This window comes from Desulfomicrobium aestuarii, from assembly GCF_055385525.1.
This window is the reverse complement of sequence record NZ_AP042427.1, coordinates 579,645-596,084: the sequence shown is the minus strand read 5'-3', so window position 1 is coordinate 596,084 and position 16,440 is coordinate 579,645. Positions and strand designations below refer to the sequence as shown.

Sequence of the window (16,440 nt, the reverse complement as noted above, 5' to 3'; positions counted from 1 at the left end):
TCAAGGGAGTATGTGCCGGCCGTCTCCGTCGAGAAACGGCCTGCCGTAAGCGGTGCCGGCCAGGCCCAGAAAACCGGCCAGGGTTGCGCCGATGTCGGCCAGGGTGGGGCGAACCCCGATGCTTCCGGATTTTAGCCCCGGGGCCGAAGCCAGAACGGGCACCCGCTCGCGGGTGTGGTCCGTACCGGCCCAGGTCGGGTCGCAGCCGTGGTCCGCCGTCAGGATGCACAGGTCGCCGGGCGCAAGCCGCCGGAGAAGCTCGGGCAGGCGGGCGTCGAAGGATTCCAGCGCGCGTGCGTACCCGGCCACGTCCCGACGATGGCCGTGAACGGAATCAAAATCAACGAAATTCGTCACCACGAGGGTCCTGTCCCCGGCCCCGTTCCAGGCCGCGAGCGTCGCGTCCATGAGGCCGTCCTGGCCGTGGGCGCGAATGCTTCTCGTCACGCCTCGATGGGCGAAAATATCCGCAACCTTGCCTACGCACAAGACCGTTCCGCCGGCCTCGGTCAGCCCGTCGAGGATGGTCGGTGTCGGGGCGGGGATGGAGAAATCCCGGCGGTTGCCGGTGCGCCTGAACGTCGCCGCGTCCTCGCCGACAAAGGGACGCGCGATGACGCGGGCGATGCGCAACTCGTCAACCAGGATCCGGGCCACGGCGCAGACCTCCAGGAGGCGTTCCAGCCCGAAGCGGGTTTCATGGGCCGCGATCTGCAGGACGGAGTCCGCCGAGGTGTAGACGATGGGCTTGCCCGTACGCAGGTGCTCCTCGCCCAGGCGGGCCAGAATCTCGGTGCCCGAGGCCTTGCAGTTGCCGAGCACGCCGGGCAGGCCCGCGCGGGACGAGAGTTCGTCCAGCAGCGCCTGCGGCACGGACTCTTCGGCGGGCGCGAAATAGCCCCAGTCGAAGAGCACGGGAGCCCCCGTCATCTCGAAATGCCCGCTGGGTGTGTCCTTGCCGCGGCTGATCTCGGTGGCGCAGCCGTACGCGGCCGTGACGGGACCGGCCGGGGCCAGGCCGTCGGGGACGGCTCCCGTGGCGAGCTCGGCGGCCAATCCCAGACCCATGGCGCACAGATTCGGCAGACGCAAGGGGCCCGAACGGCCCTCGTCGGCCTGCCCGCGGGCGCAGGCCCGGGCGATGTGACCCAGCGTGTCGGCCCCCAAGTCACCGAACCGGGCTGCATCGGGGGCTCCGCCCACGCCCAGGGAGTCGAGCACGATCAGGCAGGCGCGGCGCACGCAGCCCCTCCCCCGGCGGCCACGGCCAGCACGTCGTCCAGCAGGCCGCTGGCCCCGAAACGGAACGTGCGCGGGCCGACCCAGCCGGGACCGAGGATGTCCTCGGCCAGCTCAAGGTAGACCATGGCGTCGGCCATCGTGCGCAGGCCGCCCGAGGCCTTGAAGCCGGCAGCGCCACCCCTCTCGGCGATGGTTTCGAGCATGACCCTTGCCGCCTCGGGCGTGGCGTGCACCGCGGCCTTGCCCGTGGAGGTCTTCAGGAAATCCGCGCCACAGTCCAAAGCCAGGCGGCTCGCCGCCCGGATCACCTCCGGCCGAGCCAGGACCCCGCTCTCCAGGATGACCTTGAGCCGCACGGAACAGGCAGCGCGGCACTCGGCCAGGAAGCCGCGCACGGCGGCCTCGCGTCCTTCGAGAAAGACGGAGAAGGGAAAGACGAGGTCGATTTCCGTGGCGCCGAGTCCCATTGCTGCGCGGATCTCGCCAGCGACCGCCGCCGGATCAAGCCGGCCGGCAGGAAAATTGACCACCGTGGCCGCCTCGACGCCGCTCAGGCCCATCCGGGTCAGGTTCTCCAGCACGCGCGGCAGGTGCTTGGGGAAAACGCACAGGGCGGCCACATGGCCGCACGGCCCGACGGACTTGGCGCAGAGCGCATCGATATCCGCCACGCTCTCGGCCCCGGAGAGCGATGTCAAGTCCAACAGGGATACAATCTGCACGGCCCGCTCATATCTGTCCCGCATGCATGCCCTCCCGGGCGTCAGGTTGATTTCTCAGGTCGGGACGACAAGGCTTCTCATATCCACCCAAGTCCTGACCGACTCAGACGACAAAAACACGGAGCGCCCGCGGGCGCAAGCCCCGGGCACATCCCGCGCCGAACGTCTTGTTTTCACTTGTTCGGGGCGTCACGGTCGGGTATGGTCTCGTCCCATGACCAGACCACGCCTCCACGCCCTGTTCCTGACCGTCGTCCTGTTCGCCCTGATCCCCGCGTTCAGCGCCTTGGCCGGGGAGGTGATTACCGTCTCGCCGTATTGGAAAGGTTTTACCGGCCCCGACGGCCAGGGGCTCTACCACGAACTGATGAACGCCGTTTTCGCCCGGCGCGGGGACACGGTCAGGCACCTGGAGGTGCCGGCCAAGAGAGGGCTGCTCATGGTGCGTGAAGGCCAGGCCGATATCTACACCTGCCAGACCAAGGCCGAGGACGGGCTCGAACTCGCGCGAGTGCCCATGTACGAAGGGGAGTTCCACGCCCTGTTCCTGAGCAGGACCTTTCCGAACTGGAGCGGCGTGACGTCCCTTGTGAACAAGCGGCTGGTGTGGCGGCTGGGCTACTACTCGCCGGACGATTTTCCGGTTCCGGTGCAGTTCGACGAAACCATGACCGGCATCGAGGCCCTGAAGCGGGTGATCCGCGAATCCTCGGATTGCTACATCGACGATTACCATCTGATCACGGAAACCGTGAACGCCTTCCAGCCGCCCCTCGACGCCAGAAACTACCGCATCGAGTCCGTCGGCTTCCGGCAATACGCCCCCGTCTTCTCCACCAGCCCGCGCGGACGGGAACTGCGGGAAGCCTTCGAGCAGGGGATGCGCGCCCTGGCGGAACAGGGGATGCTCCTGCCCATCTACGAAAAGTGGAAGCTGCCCATGCCCAGGGTCTACCAGCGCTAGGGGCATTCCATGTCCTCGGGAGTGAAAAATCTGGCGGCGCGGTCCATGCTCTTCCTGGTCGGAGCGGCCTTCGTCCTCTACGGTGTCGTCATGCCCCTCCTGCCGTATGCAGGGACACGGACCGAGGCGGAGATCACCACGGTGCGCCGGGAGCTGGGCGACCGCCAGGACCCGATGCCGAACCGTTACAGCTGGTCCGTCGGCTACGAGTTCGCCCTGCCCGGCGGCACGGTGGTGCACGGGAACACCAAGGTCATCGGATCATCCTACAGTGCCGGGATCGCCAAAGGCCCTGCCATCGTGCACTACCTGCCGGCACTGCCCTGGGTTAACGCCCTCGAACGCGACACCCGCCCTGACATGGGCAAGGCCGTCATGGTGGCCGCCGGAGCGCTGCTGTGCTTCGCGGCCGTCAAAGGCCCGAGCCTCACCTCGCGCCGGCGCTCACGTTCTCCCCGAGGGTCAACTCCCTGAGCCCGCCCCCGAAACGCTCCACCCGCCAGACCCTGAACAGATCCGCCTCGGCGGCCTGCGCATCCCTGTAGCCGATGAAATAGACGCGCTTGCCGTCCATGGACCAGACTTGGTCGAAGGCCGTGATTTCAGGCGGGGTGATGCGCATGTTCTTGCCCTTGCCGGTCCAGCGGTCATGGACGGAAAGGGCCGAGTTCGGCTCGCGCATGACGCGCTCGAACCGCGGCGTACCGGGTGCGCTGTGACCGAAGACCAGCAGGCCGGGGTCCGTCGGGCAGACGGCCAGGCGGTGCGCGCTGGTGACCCCGCCCGCGAGGCTTCCCATGATCTCCTCCAGGGGCACCCGCTCCTTCAGCTTCCCGTCCGGCCCGATCCAGTAGGCCGCGACCATGTCGTGCGTCACCAGGGCGCCGTCCGGGCTCGGGGAAAGGGAGCAGAGAAAGCCCGCGCCGCTGTCCCCTTCGGCAAAAAGGATACGCCTCCCCGAACCATCGGAACGCACCGTCACGATCTGCGTCATGCCCTGCCCGTCGCGGGCCAGGACGGAGATGGTCCGTCCGTCCCCGGACCAGACCGGCGGCGAGTACGCTGCAAGGCCGGAGGCCAACCTGCGCTCCCCGCCCGAAACCAGGTCGTGCAGCCAGAGTTCGTCCGCCGAGTCCTGGCCCTTGCCGCCGGACCTGAAGAACGCCACGTTACGACCGTCGGGTCCGACTCCCGGCAGGAAACCCGGACAGAGCTCCCGCCTGCCGCCGCCGTCACCGGTGCAAACCCAGACAGATCCCGCGCGGGCGAACGCCAGCACGTCCCGCTCCGCCCCCGAGCCGCCGCGGGCATCACCCGGCCAGGCCAGCAGGCCTGCACAGGCCAGCCACGAAATGAACAGACTCGCCATTCTCACGCTCATATCTCCTCCCCCGAACGCAATCCCTGCCCGTCGTCTTCGCCGCCGGCAGATCGCGCCAGGACCTCGCAGCGCAGCTGCAGCAGCACCTCGGCGCTTTTCGGGCCCTGGTCGCGATGCTTTTCCGGCAGCCGCACGGCCCTGATCAGATGCAGTTCCCTCACGGCCCGCGCCCGCACGTCCCCGCCGCCGTCGGCGGCGGCCAGTCTGAAGAACGGTTCCACGATCCCCGCCTTGTCCAGTTCCAGGAGCATCCGCACCCTGGTGGACGCCCGGAGTTCCCCGTAGCGCCCCGCGGCCATGTGCCACCGCGCGGCCAGGCGCCCCGCCGCGCGGAAACGGTTCGGCAGGCGCAGGCGCAGGGCCAGGGCTTCGGACAGTTCCTGGCCCGTGTCCTCGTGCCCGAAATGATGCGGCAGCATGTCCGGCGGGGTGAGGGTCTTGCCCAGGTCGTGGCAGAGGCCCATCCACGCGGCCAGGGTTTCGCCGGCGCAGCGGTCCATGACGCGGGCCGTGTGCTCCAGCACGCTCGCGTCGTGGAAGGCCGGAGGACCGGCGGGGATGGCGTCGGCGGCCTGAAATTCGGCCAGCCACGGCGCAAGACAGCCGCCGTCGCGCAGGACGCGCAGGAAATTGCCCGGCGCGGGCGCGGCGCAGGCCTTCAAGACCTCCTGCCCGACGCGCTCGGCCGCAACCCGCCCCAGATCGGGCGCAACGGTCCGCATGGCGGCCAGAAGATCCGCGTGGACCGAAAAACCGGGAAAGGCGGCGGCGAACCGGGCCGCACGGATGGCGCGCAGGGGGTCGGCCAGGAAATTGGCCTGGGACACGGGACGCAGGATGCCGTCGCGAAGGTCGGCCAGGGCCAGAGGATGGGCCAGGAGACGGCCGTCCTCGTCCTCGGCCAGGGCGTTTACCGTCAGGTCGCGGGAGGCCAGGTCCTCCTCGATGGTCGAGTATTCGGAGATCGTGAACTGGCTGCCGCCGCGCACGAAGACGGGGATGCCCTGCCCGACCCTCGTCAGGCCCGGGACGCGCCTCCGAAGCTCGGCCTCGGTCCCGCCGACGGCAACGTAGTCGAGGTCCACGGGGGCCAGCCCCAGGACCTTGTCGCGCACCGCGCCGCCCACGAGATAGATCCGCATCAGCCCTCCGCGCGCTCCCGCTGCATTCCCGCGCGCACGCAGCGCAGGACGTCGAAATCGAACTCCCCGCCCAGGGCCTCGGCCACCTGGGTCAGCCCCCCGAAACCCTTGCCCCGCGAGGACTCCAACTCTTCCTCGATGCGGGATAACTGTCCCCTGGTCAACCCCGTGACCTCCGCGGCCGAAGCAAGCCCCAGGGTCACGGCCTTGGTCAGGTGGGCGTAGACCGTGCCGGGCTTGAGCCCCCGCAGGTCCGCAGCGCCCTGCACGGACCCGGCCTGCCGGAAGCAGTCCAGACTGGCCTGCTCCGTGGAGGAGAGGCCTTCCTCCCGGACGCGGACCTTCTCCACGCGCGGCGCAGGCAGAGGCGGGAGCCCTTCCGGGCGGCCGTGCCCGTCCTCGTGCCGCCGCAGGGCCTCCACGAAGCGTTCCCCGTAGGCCGAGAGCTTCATGCGGCCGACGCCGGCGATGCACAGCAGATCGTCGATGCTGCCGGGCCTGTACCTGACCATCTCCAGGAGCGTCTTGTCCGCGAACACGGCGTAGGGCGGCACGTCCTGCTCCCTGGATATCTGCAGCCGCAACGCGCGCAGGTTTTCCCACAGCGCCCGTTCCTCCTCTGAGGCAGGCTGCGCCCCTCCGGCCGGCGACTCGCCGGATGGGGCCTGGCCGGCCTGCGCGGCTCCCCCCCTGCGGCTCCGTGCGGCCGGGACCGGGTCACGGCGCAGGGGAACCGGCAGACGCCCCTTCATGACCTCCCAGCTGCGGGCGTTGAGCTTCAATGCGCCGTAGCCTTCGAGGTCCACGTCGGCCAGGCCCGCCGCCACCAGCTGACGGTAGACGCTCAGCCATTCGGCCCGCGAGAGCTCCGTGCCCACGCCGAAGGTCGAGAGCTGCGCGTGCCCCCAGCGCTCCACGGCCCGCGTCGCCTTGCCGGCCAGCACGTCGGCCAGGTGCCCCACCCCGAAGCCTTCCCGCACGCGGAAGATGTTGGACAGAGCCTTCTGGGCCGCCACGGTGCCGTCCCAGGTCTCGACGGGGTCCAGACACGTGTCGCAATTGCCGCAGGGCTGCGGGAGATCCTGGCCGAAGTAGCGCAGCAGCGCCTGACGCCGGCAGCCGGTCGTTTCGCAGTAGCCCAGCAGAGCCGTCAGCTTCTGCTGCTTGAGGCGCTCGTGGCGCTTGCGGGCCTCGCCGTCGCCCTGGACCGCGGGCATGGAGGCGTCGTCCATGGCCACCAGGCGGCGCAGCATGGCGATGTCGCCCAGGCCGTAGGTCATCCAGGCCACGGCGGGCAGGCCGTCGCGGCCGGCGCGTCCCGTCTCCTGGTGATAGGCCTCCAGGCTCATGGGCGGGTCCACGTGGGCCACGAAACGGACATTGGGCTTGTCCACGCCCATGCCGAAGGCCACGGTGGCGACCATGACCACGCCCTCCTCGCGCATGAACCGCTCCTGGTTGGCCTCGCGCGCGGCGGCGGAAAGGCCGGCGTGGTACGGCAGGGCCGTGAACCCTTCCCCGGCCAGGGCCTGGGCCGTGGCCTCGACCTTCTTGCGCGACATGCGGTAGACGATGCCGGCCTCCCCCGTCGGACGGGAGCGCAGGAAGGCCAGGAGCTGCTGCTCGGGCCGGTCCTTGAGGGTCACGAGGTAGCGGATGTTGGGCCGGTCGAAGCCCGAGGCGAAGACGCGGGCCGAGTCCAGGCGCAGCTGGCGGATGATGTCCACGCGGGTCATGTCGTCGGCCGTGGCCGTCAGGGCCAGGCGCGGCACTCCGGGGAAGAGGTCGGCCAGCCCACCCAGGCGGGTGTACTCGGGCCGGAAGTCGTGGCCCCACTGGGACACGCAGTGGGCCTCGTCGATGGCGAAAAGGGCCAGAGGGACGCGCGCGAGGCGGTCCAGAAAGCCCGGCGCGAAGACGCGCTCGGGGGCGACGTAGAGCAGGTCGAGACGACCGGCCATGAGCTCGGCCTCCACCTCGCGGGCTCGGGCCGGGTCCAGGGAGGAATTGAGGCAGGCCGCGCGCACGCCGTTCTGGGTCAGGCCCTGGACCTGGTCGCGCATGAGGGCGATGAGCGGGGAGACGACGACGGCCGTGCCGGGACGGACCAGGGCCGGAATCTGGTAGCACAGGGACTTGCCCCCGCCCGTGGGCATGAGGACCACGGCGTCCCGGCCGGCCAGGACGGTCTCTATGACCGCCTCCTGCGGGCCCTGAAAGGCGTCGTAGCCGAAAACCGAACGGAGGACTTCAAGGGGCGTGGGCATGGAAAAACCTCGGGAAGACTGTTGGGATCGGGCCTTGGCCTACAGGAAGCGCGAAGCCTCTGTCAAAGCGGGCAGACGGCGCGCTCCAAAAATGCCGATGCGACCTGACGTACGGCCGCCTCCGGCTCGGGAGTCGGCCGGAGTTCGCGGGGCGGGCGGCGGCGACAGAAGCCGTAGCCTCCCCGCCGGAAGAACGCGGGCGAGGCGCAGATCTGCCGCCACCCCACCCTGCGGCTTGTCCTCGCCGCCGGCCCCATGTATGTGCCGCACATCGGACGCGCGGCGTCTTCCCGTATCATTCTTACCACTGACGCGACATGACCCTCTACGCACTGCTCGGCGCCCTGGAACAGGGATTCCTTTACGGCATCATGGCCCTCGGGGTGTACCTGACATTCCGCATCCTCGATTTCCCCGACCTGACCGTGGACGGCAGCCTGCCGCTGGGGGCCTCGGTCAGCGCCGTGACCATCACGGCCGGACACAGCCCCTACCTGGCCCTGGCCCTGGCCACGGCGGCCGGGTTCGCGGCCGGGGCCGTGACGGCGCTCCTGAACACCAAACTCAAGATTCTGCACCTGCTGGCCTCCATCCTGACCATGATCTCGCTCTACTCCATCAACATCCGCATCATGGGCGGCCCCAACGTGGCCCTGCTGGGCACGCCCTCGGTGCTGACGGACCTGGAGGCCTTAAGCCTGCCCCTCTTCCAGGTCACGCCGGTCTTCTTCTTCCTCGTGGCCGCGGCCGTCACGGCGGCCCTCATCTGGTTCCTGCACACGGAATACGGCCAGGCCATGCTGGCCACGGGCGACAACCGGCAGATGATCACGGCCCTGGGCGTGAACACGGACAACGTCATCATCTTCGGGGTGGGCCTGTCCAACGCCCTGGTGGCCTTCAGCGGCGCCCTCATCGCCCAGAACCAGGGTGCGGCCGACGTGAACATGGGCGTGGGCACCATCGTCGCCGGCCTGGCCTCGGTCATCCTCGGCGAGACGATCTGCGGCAAGGCGACCATCGCCCGGGCCTGCATCGCCGTCATCGTCGGCTCCGTGGCCTACCGCACGGCCATCGCCCTGGCCTTGGGCCTCGATCTCGGCGGGTTCTCCTTCACGCCCAGCGACCTGAACCTCATCACCGCCTTCCTGGTCATCATCGCCCTGACTTCCCCCATGCTCAAAAGGAGGTTCGCGAGATGATCCGCGCCGCCGGACTGAACAAGTATTTCCACCGGGGCAGTGTGAACGAAGTGCACAGCATCCGGGACCTGTCCATCGACATCGAGCAGGGCGACTTCATCACCATCATCGGCTCCAACGGGGCCGGCAAGTCGACCTTCCTGTCCTGCCTGTCCGGGACCCACCCTCTGGACTCGGGCACCATCGCCGTCGACGGCACCGACGTGACCCGCTGGCCCGAGCACCGGCGCGCCCGCTTCATCGGCCGCGTCTTCCAGGACCCGCTTATGGGCACCTGCGCCGGCGGCTCCATCGCCCAGAACATGGCCCTGGCCCTGAGGCGCGGCCAGTCGCGCGGCCTGTCGCGCGGCGTCAAGCCCGCCGACCGGGAACTCTTCCGCGAGCGCCTGCAGGTGCTGGGCCTGGGCCTCGAAGACCGCCTCCAGGACCGGGCCGGGCTGCTCTCGGGCGGCCAGCGCCAGGCCCTGACCATGGTCATGGCCACCCTGGTGCGCCCCGAACTGCTGCTCCTGGACGAGCACACGGCGGCCCTGGACCCCAAGACCGCGGCCCAGATCCTCGCACTGACCGAGAACATCGTCACGGCCGGCGGCCTGACCACCCTCATGGTCACCCACAACATGCAGCAGGCCCTGGCTCTGGGGAACCGGCTGATCATGATGCACCGCGGCCGCATCATCTTCGACGTGCGCGGTCAGGACAAGGCGGCCCTGACGGTCGAGGACCTGCTGCAGAAATTCCACGGCCAGGAAGACGCCGAAATTTCGGACCGCATGCTCCTGGGCTGAACATCCAGCACGCTCTTTGCTTGGCGAATGCCCGCAAGGAGGAAACATGAAGCACGCCACCCGCAGCATCTACCGCGCGCCCCTGCTGGCCGCGGCGGCCATGATCCTGGCCCTTTCCCTCTGGGGCCTGTGGTCCTGGCAGGGCTACAGCGAACGGTCCCTGGAGTGGCGTCGGCAACGCGCCCAGGAGACGTTCCAGACCCTGAACGCCATCATCGCCACCATGAGCAATGGGGTGCTGACGGACTGGCAGCAGATCGAGCGCGTCCTTGCCAGCATCACCCGCGACTCCCGCACGGCCTTCGTCGTGGTCGAAGCCAGGCACGGACGGCTGGTCCAGACCGGCGACGTCCCGGAATTGCTGGTGACCGGCGGCGACAGCGGCGAGATGGACACGGATTCCATGCTCATCGTCTGGGCCCCGCTGCAGCAGGTCAACCTGCCGTCCACCTGGGCCGAGGCCCTCGAATCACCGCATTTCGGCCTGGGGCTCTGGATGCGCAGCAACCCGGTCATGTACCTGGGCTTCCGCAGCCGCAGCGAAACCTTCGCGACCTCCTGGTACTGGCAGCGCCAGGCGCCCATCTTCGCCCTGGCCATGGTCTGCATCCTGGCCGTCACGGCGGCGTGGATCGCGGGCAACCGGCGCAGGCTTCTGGCAGGGGAGCTTGCCGCGGAACGCCTGCACAGCGCCCACCTGGAAGAGCTGGGCCTGGCCGCGGCGGGCCTGGCCCACGAGACCAAGAACCCGCTGGGCATCATCATGGGCATGGCCCAGCAGATTGCGGCCCGTCCCGACATCCCTTCCGAAAGCCGGACGATGCTCGAACACATCATGGACGAGGTGGACAAGACCACCTCCAGGCTCGGCAACTTCATGAACTTCGCGAGGCAGCGCAACGTGAACCCGGGTCCCGTGGCCGTTGACCGGCTGTGCCGGGAGCTGACGGACGTCATGGGACCGGACTTCGATCTCGCCGGGGTGGGCCTGGAGTCGGTCGTGCCCGCGGCCGTCATCCTGGCCGACGAGGCCCTGCTTCGCCAGATCCTCGTCAACCTGCTGCTGAACAGCCTGCACGCCTCGCCCGCGGGCACCGTCGTGCGCATCCGGATGCAGCGCCAGGGCCGCCGGTGGCAGCTGATCGTCGAGGACCAGGGCACGGGCATCGCGCCGGAGCTGCTCCCCAACATCTTCAAGCCCTACGTGTCGGGTTCGGCCTCGGGCCACGGGCTGGGGCTGGCCATCGTCAAGCGTCTGGTGGAGTCCCACGGCTGGAAGATCCAGGCGTCGTCCATCCCGGCCGGAGGTACCGCCATGGCCATTTCCGGAATCAGAAACGCCCAGGAGCGCGCATGAACACGACCATCCTGATTGTCGACGACGAGGCCCGCTACCGGGACCTCTATGCCCGCGTGCTGCGGGACGCCGGGTTCGATGTCCTGGAAGCCGAGGACGTCGCCGCCGCGCTGAAGGCCATCGGGAAGGATGCGCCGGCCATGGTCGTCAGCGACGTGCGCATGCCCGGCGCCAGCGGGCTGGACCTCCTGCGCCGCGCCCGGGCCGACCAGCCGGGCCTGCCCTTCCTCCTGGTCACGGCCTACGCCGACGTGCGCGAAGCCGTGGACGCCCTCAAGCTCGGCGCCGTGGACTATCTGGCCAAGCCCGTGGACCTGGACGAACTGCTGGCCGCCGTGCGGGACGCCCTCGGCGTGCACGGGGACGGAGACGCGGACGTGCCGGCTTCGGCCCTGGAAGGCATCGTGGCCGAGAGCCCGGCCATGCGCGCCGTGCTGCGCGACGCATGGCGAGTGGCCGGCAGCGACGCCACGGTGCTGCTCACGGGCGAGAGCGGCAGCGGCAAGGAGGTCGTGGCCCAGTTCATCCACCGAATCAGCGCACGGCGGGACAAGTCCCTCGTCACGGTCAACTGCGCGGCCGTGGCACCGACGCTTTTGGCCAGCGAGCTCTTCGGCCACGAGAAGGGCGCCTTCACGGGCGCCGTGGCCAAGCGCAAGGGGTTTTTCCGCGAAGCCCACGAAGGCACCCTCTTTCTCGACGAGATCGGCGACATGCCGCTGGAGCTGCAGGCGTCCCTGCTGCGCGCCACGGAAACGGGCCGCATCACCCCGGTGGGCGCGGACCGGGAGGTCGCCGTGGACTGCCGGCTCATCGCCGCCACCAACCGCAACCTGGAGGAGGACGTGGCTCAGGGCCGCTTCCGCCAGGACCTCTTCTACCGTCTGAACGTCATCACCATCGAGATCCCCCCCCTGCGCGAACGCCCCGAGGACATCGCCCCCCTGGCGAGGTTCTTCCTGAACAGGGGGGCCGCCGAGGCGCGGCGGCTGTCCCGCGCGGCGGTGCAGGCCCTGCAGAGCCACCCCTGGCCCGGAAACGTGCGCGAACTGGCCAACGCCATGGCCCATGTGCGCCTCCTGAGCCAGACCGACGTCATCCTGCCCGAACATCTCCCCCCGGCGGTACGCAAGTCCGCGGCCAAGGCAACCCCGGACATGCCCGCCGCAGCCCGTCACCTGCGTCCGGAGGAAACCAAGACCCTGGAACAGCAGGAATTCGAGGCCGTGGCCGCGGCCCTGAAGCAGACCGGCGGCAACCGCACCCACGCGGCCCAGCTCCTTGGCATCACCCGCCGCGGGCTTATATACAAATTGAAGCGGTTGGGATTGGGATGACGCTGCACAGCCCGTTGTGAAAAGACTGCTCAGTCCGCCACGGGCAAGAACGGCAGATTCCCCGGATTCCCCCGGACGGACCGGGGCGGCCCCAGAGACAGCCGCTGCGGAGATTCGTCAAGAATGGCACGCACCTTGCCTGTTCGGACACGAATCATCCCACGGAGGAAACACATGAACTCGCATATACCCAAACTCATAGTGATGGCACTTTTCGCCCTCCTGGCCTGGGGCGCGCCGGCCCTCGGCGGCGACAACGCTCCTCGGGGGCCGCGGCACGACGCCCTGACCGTCGCGGGCAACGACGACCTCTTCCGCCTCGACAGCCGCGGACGAGGAAGCGACGACCTGTTCAGACTTGATGGCGGCCGCAGGGGCAACGACGACCTCTTCCGCCTCGACGGCCAAAGGCGGGGCCGCGATGGACGCGACGGCGGAAAGGATGGACGGCGGGGGCACGACTCTTTCAGATCGGATGACGGCCGCAGGGGGCGCGACGATTTCCGTCACGACGGACGACGCGGGGACAACTCCCGGGGGAACTTCAAACGCATCGATGACGACGGCAGACGCGGACGCTCCGGAGATGATCTGCGCCGAAACGACTTCTACCGGAGTCCCGGACATTTCAGCACCCCTCCCGAGCGGTTCGACCGCCGCGGCGAGTACCGGAACTGGGGTCACGATTCCCGCAAATGGCACGACTCCAAGGGACGCGGCAGAAATGATCGCCATTATGTCAAGCATGTCGTGCACCATCTGCCGTCCCGTCATGCGGTCATCCTGCACGGCCGCGACCGCTACCACTACCACGGCGGGCGGTTCTACCGGCCGTGGGACGCCGGCTTCGTGCTGGTGCGCCCCCCGCTGGGGCTCATCGTGCTGAGCCTGCCCCTGGGCAGCCGCACGGTCATCTCGGCGGGCATCCCCTTCTACGTCTTCGGCGACGTCTACTACCGGCGCGTGCCCGCAGGCTACGAAGTCGTGGAACCCATCCGCGCCCCGGGCCGCGAGTGGCCGGCCCAGGTGGCCGTCGTCACGGATATCCTGAACCTGCGCTACGGGCCCGACGAAAGCGAGGAAGTCATCGCCCAGGCGGGCCGCTACACGGTCCTGAACGTCCTCGGCAGCGCCCCGGGCTGGCTGTACGTGGAGATCGACGGGGAGGACATGCGCGGCTGGGTCATGGAGCGCTACGTGTCGACGGACCTCGGCCGGGGCTGACCCCCCTCTTGTATCTCGGAATCAGCGCTGAAGGCCTGCTCCCACAAACCGGAGCAGGCCTTCAGCGTTTCAGTCCCAGGCGCTGCATGAGTTCGAGCGCCATCTGATACCTGTTGAACGGCGGGATGATGTACACGCCCGCAAAATGCGGCCAGGCGTACTCGAGCAGTTCCCAGGCGATCTCGATGCCCTCCCGCTGCCCCGCCTCCCCGGCCCGGGCCATACGTTCGCGCGCTTCGAGGGGGATCTCGATGCCCGGGAACTCGTTGTGCAGGAACTCGGCGTTGCGGTGGCTGGCCAGGGGCATGATGCCGAGCACGATGGGCGCCTTGACGTGGGATGTGGCGGCCAGAATCTCGTCCACCCTGGACCGGGAATAGACCGGCTGGGTCAGGAAGTGGGTCGCGCCGGCCGCCATCTTCTTCTCCATGCGGCCGACCTGCAGGGCCATGTTGCGCGTGTTGGGGTTGAAGGCCGCGCCGATGCAGAAGTTGACGGGCAGGCGCATGTCGTCGCCGTAGTGGTTGCGGCCCCGGTTGAAGCCGGCCAGCAGGGAGATGAGCTCCATGGAGCGCAGGTCGTAGACGCCCGAGACCCGCTCGGCGCTGCCGGCCGAGGGCGGGTCGCCGGTCACGGCCAGGACGTTGTGCAGGTTCGATGCGGCCAGGCCCATGATGGTCGACTGCATGCCCACGAGGTTGCGGTCGCGGCCCGTGAGGTGCACGACCACGTCCGCGCCGGTCCTGAACCGGACCATGCCGGCCAGGGTGATGTTCGACAGGCGCGGCACGGCCAGCGGGTTCTCGGCGATGGTGATGGCGTCCACGCCCGCCGCGGCCAGGGCCTCGGCCGCCCGGAGCACGGGCTCCGTGTCGAGATGCTTGGGCGGGTCGAGTTCCACCAGGACGACCTTGCCCTCCTGCAGCCTGCGCGCCAGGCGCGTCGGGACGGCAGTCCCGGCCGTGAGTTCCTCGGTCGACGGGGCCTCGATCCGCACTTCGGGCGAAGCCGAACCCAGCGCCTTGACCAGGGCCGTGATGTGCTCCGGCCCGGTCCCGCAGCACCCGCCCAGCAGGCGTGCGCCGTGGGCTGCGCAGGCCGCGGTCTGCCGCGCGAAATACTCCGGCGACGAGGCGTACATGAGACGGTCCCCCGCGGCCTCGGGAAAGCCCGCGTTGGGCAGCACCGACAGGGGCACAGGTACCGGGCCCAGGGCGCGGACCACCTCCAGGGAATTCTTGGGGCCGATGCCGCAGTTGAGGCCGACCATGTCGGCCCCGGCCGCCGCCAGAGCCTCGAAGCACTCGCGGGCCGAGCGGCCCGAATGGGTCCGGCCGCGCTGGGTGAAGACCATCTGCGCGGCCACGGGCACGGAAACGGCCGCCTTGACCCCGCGCAGGGCCGACAGGAGCAGGGTGAGGCTCGCGAAGGTTTCGAGCATGATGAAGTCCACCCCGCCCTCGACCAGAGCCCGGGCCTGCTCGGCGAAAATCTCCTCGATCTCTCCCGGCTCCGCCGCCTCCTCTCCCAGGCGCCCCAGGGGGCCCATGGCCCCGGCCACCCAACGGCCCTCGCCCGCTTCGGCCCTGGCCAGTTCGGCTCCGCGCAGGTTGATCTCGCGAACCCTGTGGCCCAGATCGAAACGGCCGAGCTTGACCCTGTTGGCGCCGAAGGTGTTGGTCTCCAGGACCTCGGCCCCGGCCGCCGCATAGGCCTGATGGATGGACCGCACCAGGGCCGGGTCCGTCAGGTTCAGGGCGTCGTAGCAGGACGAACTGTCCACGCCACGCTCGAAAAGGAGCGATCCCATGGCCCCGTCGGCCACGACCACGCGCTCGCGCAGGACATCGAGAATGCCGCGCCTCACAGTCCGCCCTCCAGGTCTGCCGGCCTGACGCGGTGCAGGCCCTGCACCTCGCGCTGCACGGCGCGGGCGTAGCGCACGGCCGGGTAGCCGAACATGACGGCGTACATGGAGCGGTGGTCCGAGGGGATGCCGAGCCTGCGGCCAAGCTCCGGCACCACGCTCTGCAGGGCCCAGCGGGCGTACCCGCACCAGACCGTGCCCAGGCCCAGGCTCGCGGCCATGAGTTCGAAATAGGACAGGGCGATGAAGGGGTCCGCCTCGCCCGAGGTGGCCTCCCGGGGCGAGGAGGCGATGAGCATGTGCGGGGCTTCGCGGAAGATGATGTCGCGGCCCTGGTCCCAGGCGGTCAGGAACTTGGCAAAAAACTCCATGCCGTCGGGCAGGCCGTCCTCGTCCACGGCCCGGCGGATGCCCTCCATGGTCAGGACGCGGATGCGGGCCATGACCTCCGGGTCGTCCACCAGGGTGAAGCGGACCTTGCGCTCGTTCTTGCCCGTGGGGGCGTAGGCCACGGCGTCCATGAGGCGGTCCAGGACGGCCCGCTCCACGGCCTCGGGCCGGTACCGCCGCACGGACCTGCGGCTCTTGATCAGGTTCTCCAGGCCGTCCGGCGAGGGCGGCAGGATCTCGGCGCTCTCGTCCGGGTTCACTCCGAGGATGGACAGGGCCGCCGTGGGGCAGACGGCCAGACAGTGCTGGCACCTGATGCACAGGCCCTGGCGCTGTTCGCTGATGCGCGGCAGCCCCTGGCTCATGTCTATGATGCGCACGGGGCAGTCGGCCGCGCACTCGCCGCACTGGATGCAGCGGGACTCGTCTATGGCAAAATCGAGCATGGTACCTCCTGAAATCCGGGCCGCCCTTGGCGCGGCCGCCCCCTTTTCCTACGACCTGAAGAGGCGATGCACAAGGGCCGCCGGCCAAGGTGGCGGCCCTTGACGACATGC

The 16,440-nt window shown here is 69.3% G+C and carries 14 protein-coding genes; 7 read left to right on the top strand and 7 right to left on the bottom strand.

The window, feature by feature from the left end; genetic code table 11:
- On the bottom strand, nt 1–1,242 hold the full coding sequence (locus ACZ5AC_RS02630; RefSeq protein WP_464249411.1) for a phosphopentomutase: 1,242 nt from the start codon (nt 1,240–1,242) through the stop codon (nt 1–3).
- Entirely contained in the window at nt 1,224–1,988 is a 765-nt protein-coding gene (deoC, locus tag ACZ5AC_RS02625) for a deoxyribose-phosphate aldolase (protein WP_464249410.1), read from the bottom strand. Before deoC ends, ACZ5AC_RS02630 begins: the two co-directional genes overlap by 19 nt.
- 190 nt (nt 1,989–2,178) lie before the next feature.
- On the opposite strand from deoC, the gene ACZ5AC_RS02620 reads away from it, so the two are divergent.
- Nucleotides 2,179–2,928 carry a hypothetical protein gene (locus ACZ5AC_RS02620; RefSeq protein WP_464249409.1) on the top strand — a complete coding sequence of 250 codons (750 nt, stop codon included), beginning with the start codon at nt 2,179–2,181 and terminating at the stop codon, nt 2,926–2,928.
- A 9-nt stretch (nt 2,929–2,937) separates the two neighbouring features.
- Nucleotides 2,938–3,402 carry a hypothetical protein gene (locus ACZ5AC_RS02615; protein ID WP_464249408.1) on the top strand — a complete coding sequence of 155 codons (465 nt, stop codon included), beginning with the start codon at nt 2,938–2,940 and terminating at the stop codon, nt 3,400–3,402.
- Here ACZ5AC_RS02615 and ACZ5AC_RS02610 read toward each other — a convergent pair.
- From ACZ5AC_RS02610 to recQ, 3 genes are read right to left on the bottom strand one after another with little or no spacing between them, the layout of a single operon-like run.
- Nucleotides 3,356–4,309, bottom strand: a complete 954-nt coding sequence (locus tag ACZ5AC_RS02610) for a TolB family protein (protein WP_464249407.1) — start codon at nt 4,307–4,309, stop codon at nt 3,356–3,358. The genes ACZ5AC_RS02615 and ACZ5AC_RS02610 overlap by 47 nt on opposite strands.
- Complete coding sequence (locus ACZ5AC_RS02605; RefSeq protein WP_464249406.1) at nt 4,306–5,451, bottom strand: tRNA nucleotidyltransferase; 1,146 nt, start codon at nt 5,449–5,451, stop codon at nt 4,306–4,308. Before ACZ5AC_RS02605 ends, ACZ5AC_RS02610 begins: the two co-directional genes overlap by 4 nt.
- Complete coding sequence (recQ, locus tag ACZ5AC_RS02600) at nt 5,451–7,718, bottom strand: DNA helicase RecQ (protein WP_464249405.1); 2,268 nt, start codon at nt 7,716–7,718, stop codon at nt 5,451–5,453. The genes ACZ5AC_RS02605 and recQ overlap by 1 nt, the downstream gene beginning before the upstream one ends.
- Nucleotides 7,719–8,035: 317 nt before the next feature.
- Between recQ and ACZ5AC_RS02595 the strand changes: the two genes are divergently transcribed.
- The 5 genes from ACZ5AC_RS02595 (at nt 8,036) to ACZ5AC_RS02575 (ending at nt 13,626) form a co-directional block, all read left to right on the top strand.
- Nucleotides 8,036–8,920: an ABC transporter permease gene (locus ACZ5AC_RS02595; protein ID WP_464249404.1), complete on the top strand. Its 885-nt coding sequence runs from the start codon at nt 8,036–8,038 to the stop codon at nt 8,918–8,920.
- Nucleotides 8,917–9,708, top strand: a complete 792-nt coding sequence (locus tag ACZ5AC_RS02590) for an ABC transporter ATP-binding protein (protein WP_464249403.1) — start codon at nt 8,917–8,919, stop codon at nt 9,706–9,708. Before ACZ5AC_RS02595 ends, ACZ5AC_RS02590 begins: the two co-directional genes overlap by 4 nt.
- 46 nt (nt 9,709–9,754) lie before the next feature.
- Nucleotides 9,755–11,065, top strand: coding sequence for a sensor histidine kinase (locus ACZ5AC_RS02585; RefSeq protein WP_464249402.1), 1,311 nt, complete (start codon nt 9,755–9,757; stop codon nt 11,063–11,065).
- Entirely contained in the window at nt 11,062–12,402 is a 1,341-nt protein-coding gene (locus ACZ5AC_RS02580) for a sigma-54-dependent transcriptional regulator (protein ID WP_464249401.1), read from the top strand. The genes ACZ5AC_RS02585 and ACZ5AC_RS02580 overlap by 4 nt, the downstream gene beginning before the upstream one ends.
- Nucleotides 12,403–12,576: 174 nt before the next feature.
- A complete protein-coding gene (locus ACZ5AC_RS02575; RefSeq protein WP_464249400.1) occupies nt 12,577–13,626 on the top strand; it encodes a DUF6515 family protein in 1,050 nt (349 codons plus the stop codon).
- Between the two features lie 61 nt (nt 13,627–13,687).
- Here ACZ5AC_RS02575 and ACZ5AC_RS02570 read toward each other — a convergent pair whose 3' ends face one another.
- Together ACZ5AC_RS02570 and ACZ5AC_RS02565 are read right to left on the bottom strand one after the other, a co-directional pair.
- A complete protein-coding gene (locus ACZ5AC_RS02570) occupies nt 13,688–15,493 on the bottom strand; it encodes a bifunctional homocysteine S-methyltransferase/methylenetetrahydrofolate reductase (protein ID WP_464249399.1) in 1,806 nt (601 codons plus the stop codon).
- Nucleotides 15,490–16,329, bottom strand: a complete 840-nt coding sequence (locus ACZ5AC_RS02565) for a nitroreductase family protein (protein ID WP_464249398.1) — start codon at nt 16,327–16,329, stop codon at nt 15,490–15,492. Before ACZ5AC_RS02565 ends, ACZ5AC_RS02570 begins: the two co-directional genes overlap by 4 nt.
- Nucleotides 16,330–16,440: the final 111 nt, after the last annotated feature.

Bases quoted from the DNA above. Each gene is read 5' to 3' on its own strand.
- ACZ5AC_RS02580 (WP_464249401.1), top strand. From the start codon at position 11,062: ATGAACACGACCATCCTGATTGTCGACGACGAGGCCCGCTACCGGGAC.
- ACZ5AC_RS02585 (WP_464249402.1), top strand. From the start codon at position 9,755: ATGAAGCACGCCACCCGCAGCATCTACCGCGCGCCCCTGCTGGCCGCG.
- ACZ5AC_RS02615 (WP_464249408.1), top strand. From the start codon at position 2,938: ATGTCCTCGGGAGTGAAAAATCTGGCGGCGCGGTCCATGCTCTTCCTG.
- recQ (WP_464249405.1), bottom strand. From the start codon at position 7,718: ATGCCCACGCCCCTTGAAGTCCTCCGTTCGGTTTTCGGCTACGACGCC.
- deoC (WP_464249410.1), bottom strand. From the start codon at position 1,988: ATGCGGGACAGATATGAGCGGGCCGTGCAGATTGTATCCCTGTTGGAC.
- ACZ5AC_RS02595 (WP_464249404.1), top strand. From the start codon at position 8,036: ATGACCCTCTACGCACTGCTCGGCGCCCTGGAACAGGGATTCCTTTAC.
- ACZ5AC_RS02575 (WP_464249400.1), top strand. From the start codon at position 12,577: ATGAACTCGCATATACCCAAACTCATAGTGATGGCACTTTTCGCCCTC.
- ACZ5AC_RS02610 (WP_464249407.1), bottom strand. From the start codon at position 4,309: ATGAGCGTGAGAATGGCGAGTCTGTTCATTTCGTGGCTGGCCTGTGCA.
- ACZ5AC_RS02590 (WP_464249403.1), top strand. From the start codon at position 8,917: ATGATCCGCGCCGCCGGACTGAACAAGTATTTCCACCGGGGCAGTGTG.
- ACZ5AC_RS02620 (WP_464249409.1), top strand. From the start codon at position 2,179: ATGACCAGACCACGCCTCCACGCCCTGTTCCTGACCGTCGTCCTGTTC.
- ACZ5AC_RS02605 (WP_464249406.1), bottom strand. From the start codon at position 5,451: ATGCGGATCTATCTCGTGGGCGGCGCGGTGCGCGACAAGGTCCTGGGG.
- ACZ5AC_RS02565 (WP_464249398.1), bottom strand. From the start codon at position 16,329: ATGCTCGATTTTGCCATAGACGAGTCCCGCTGCATCCAGTGCGGCGAG.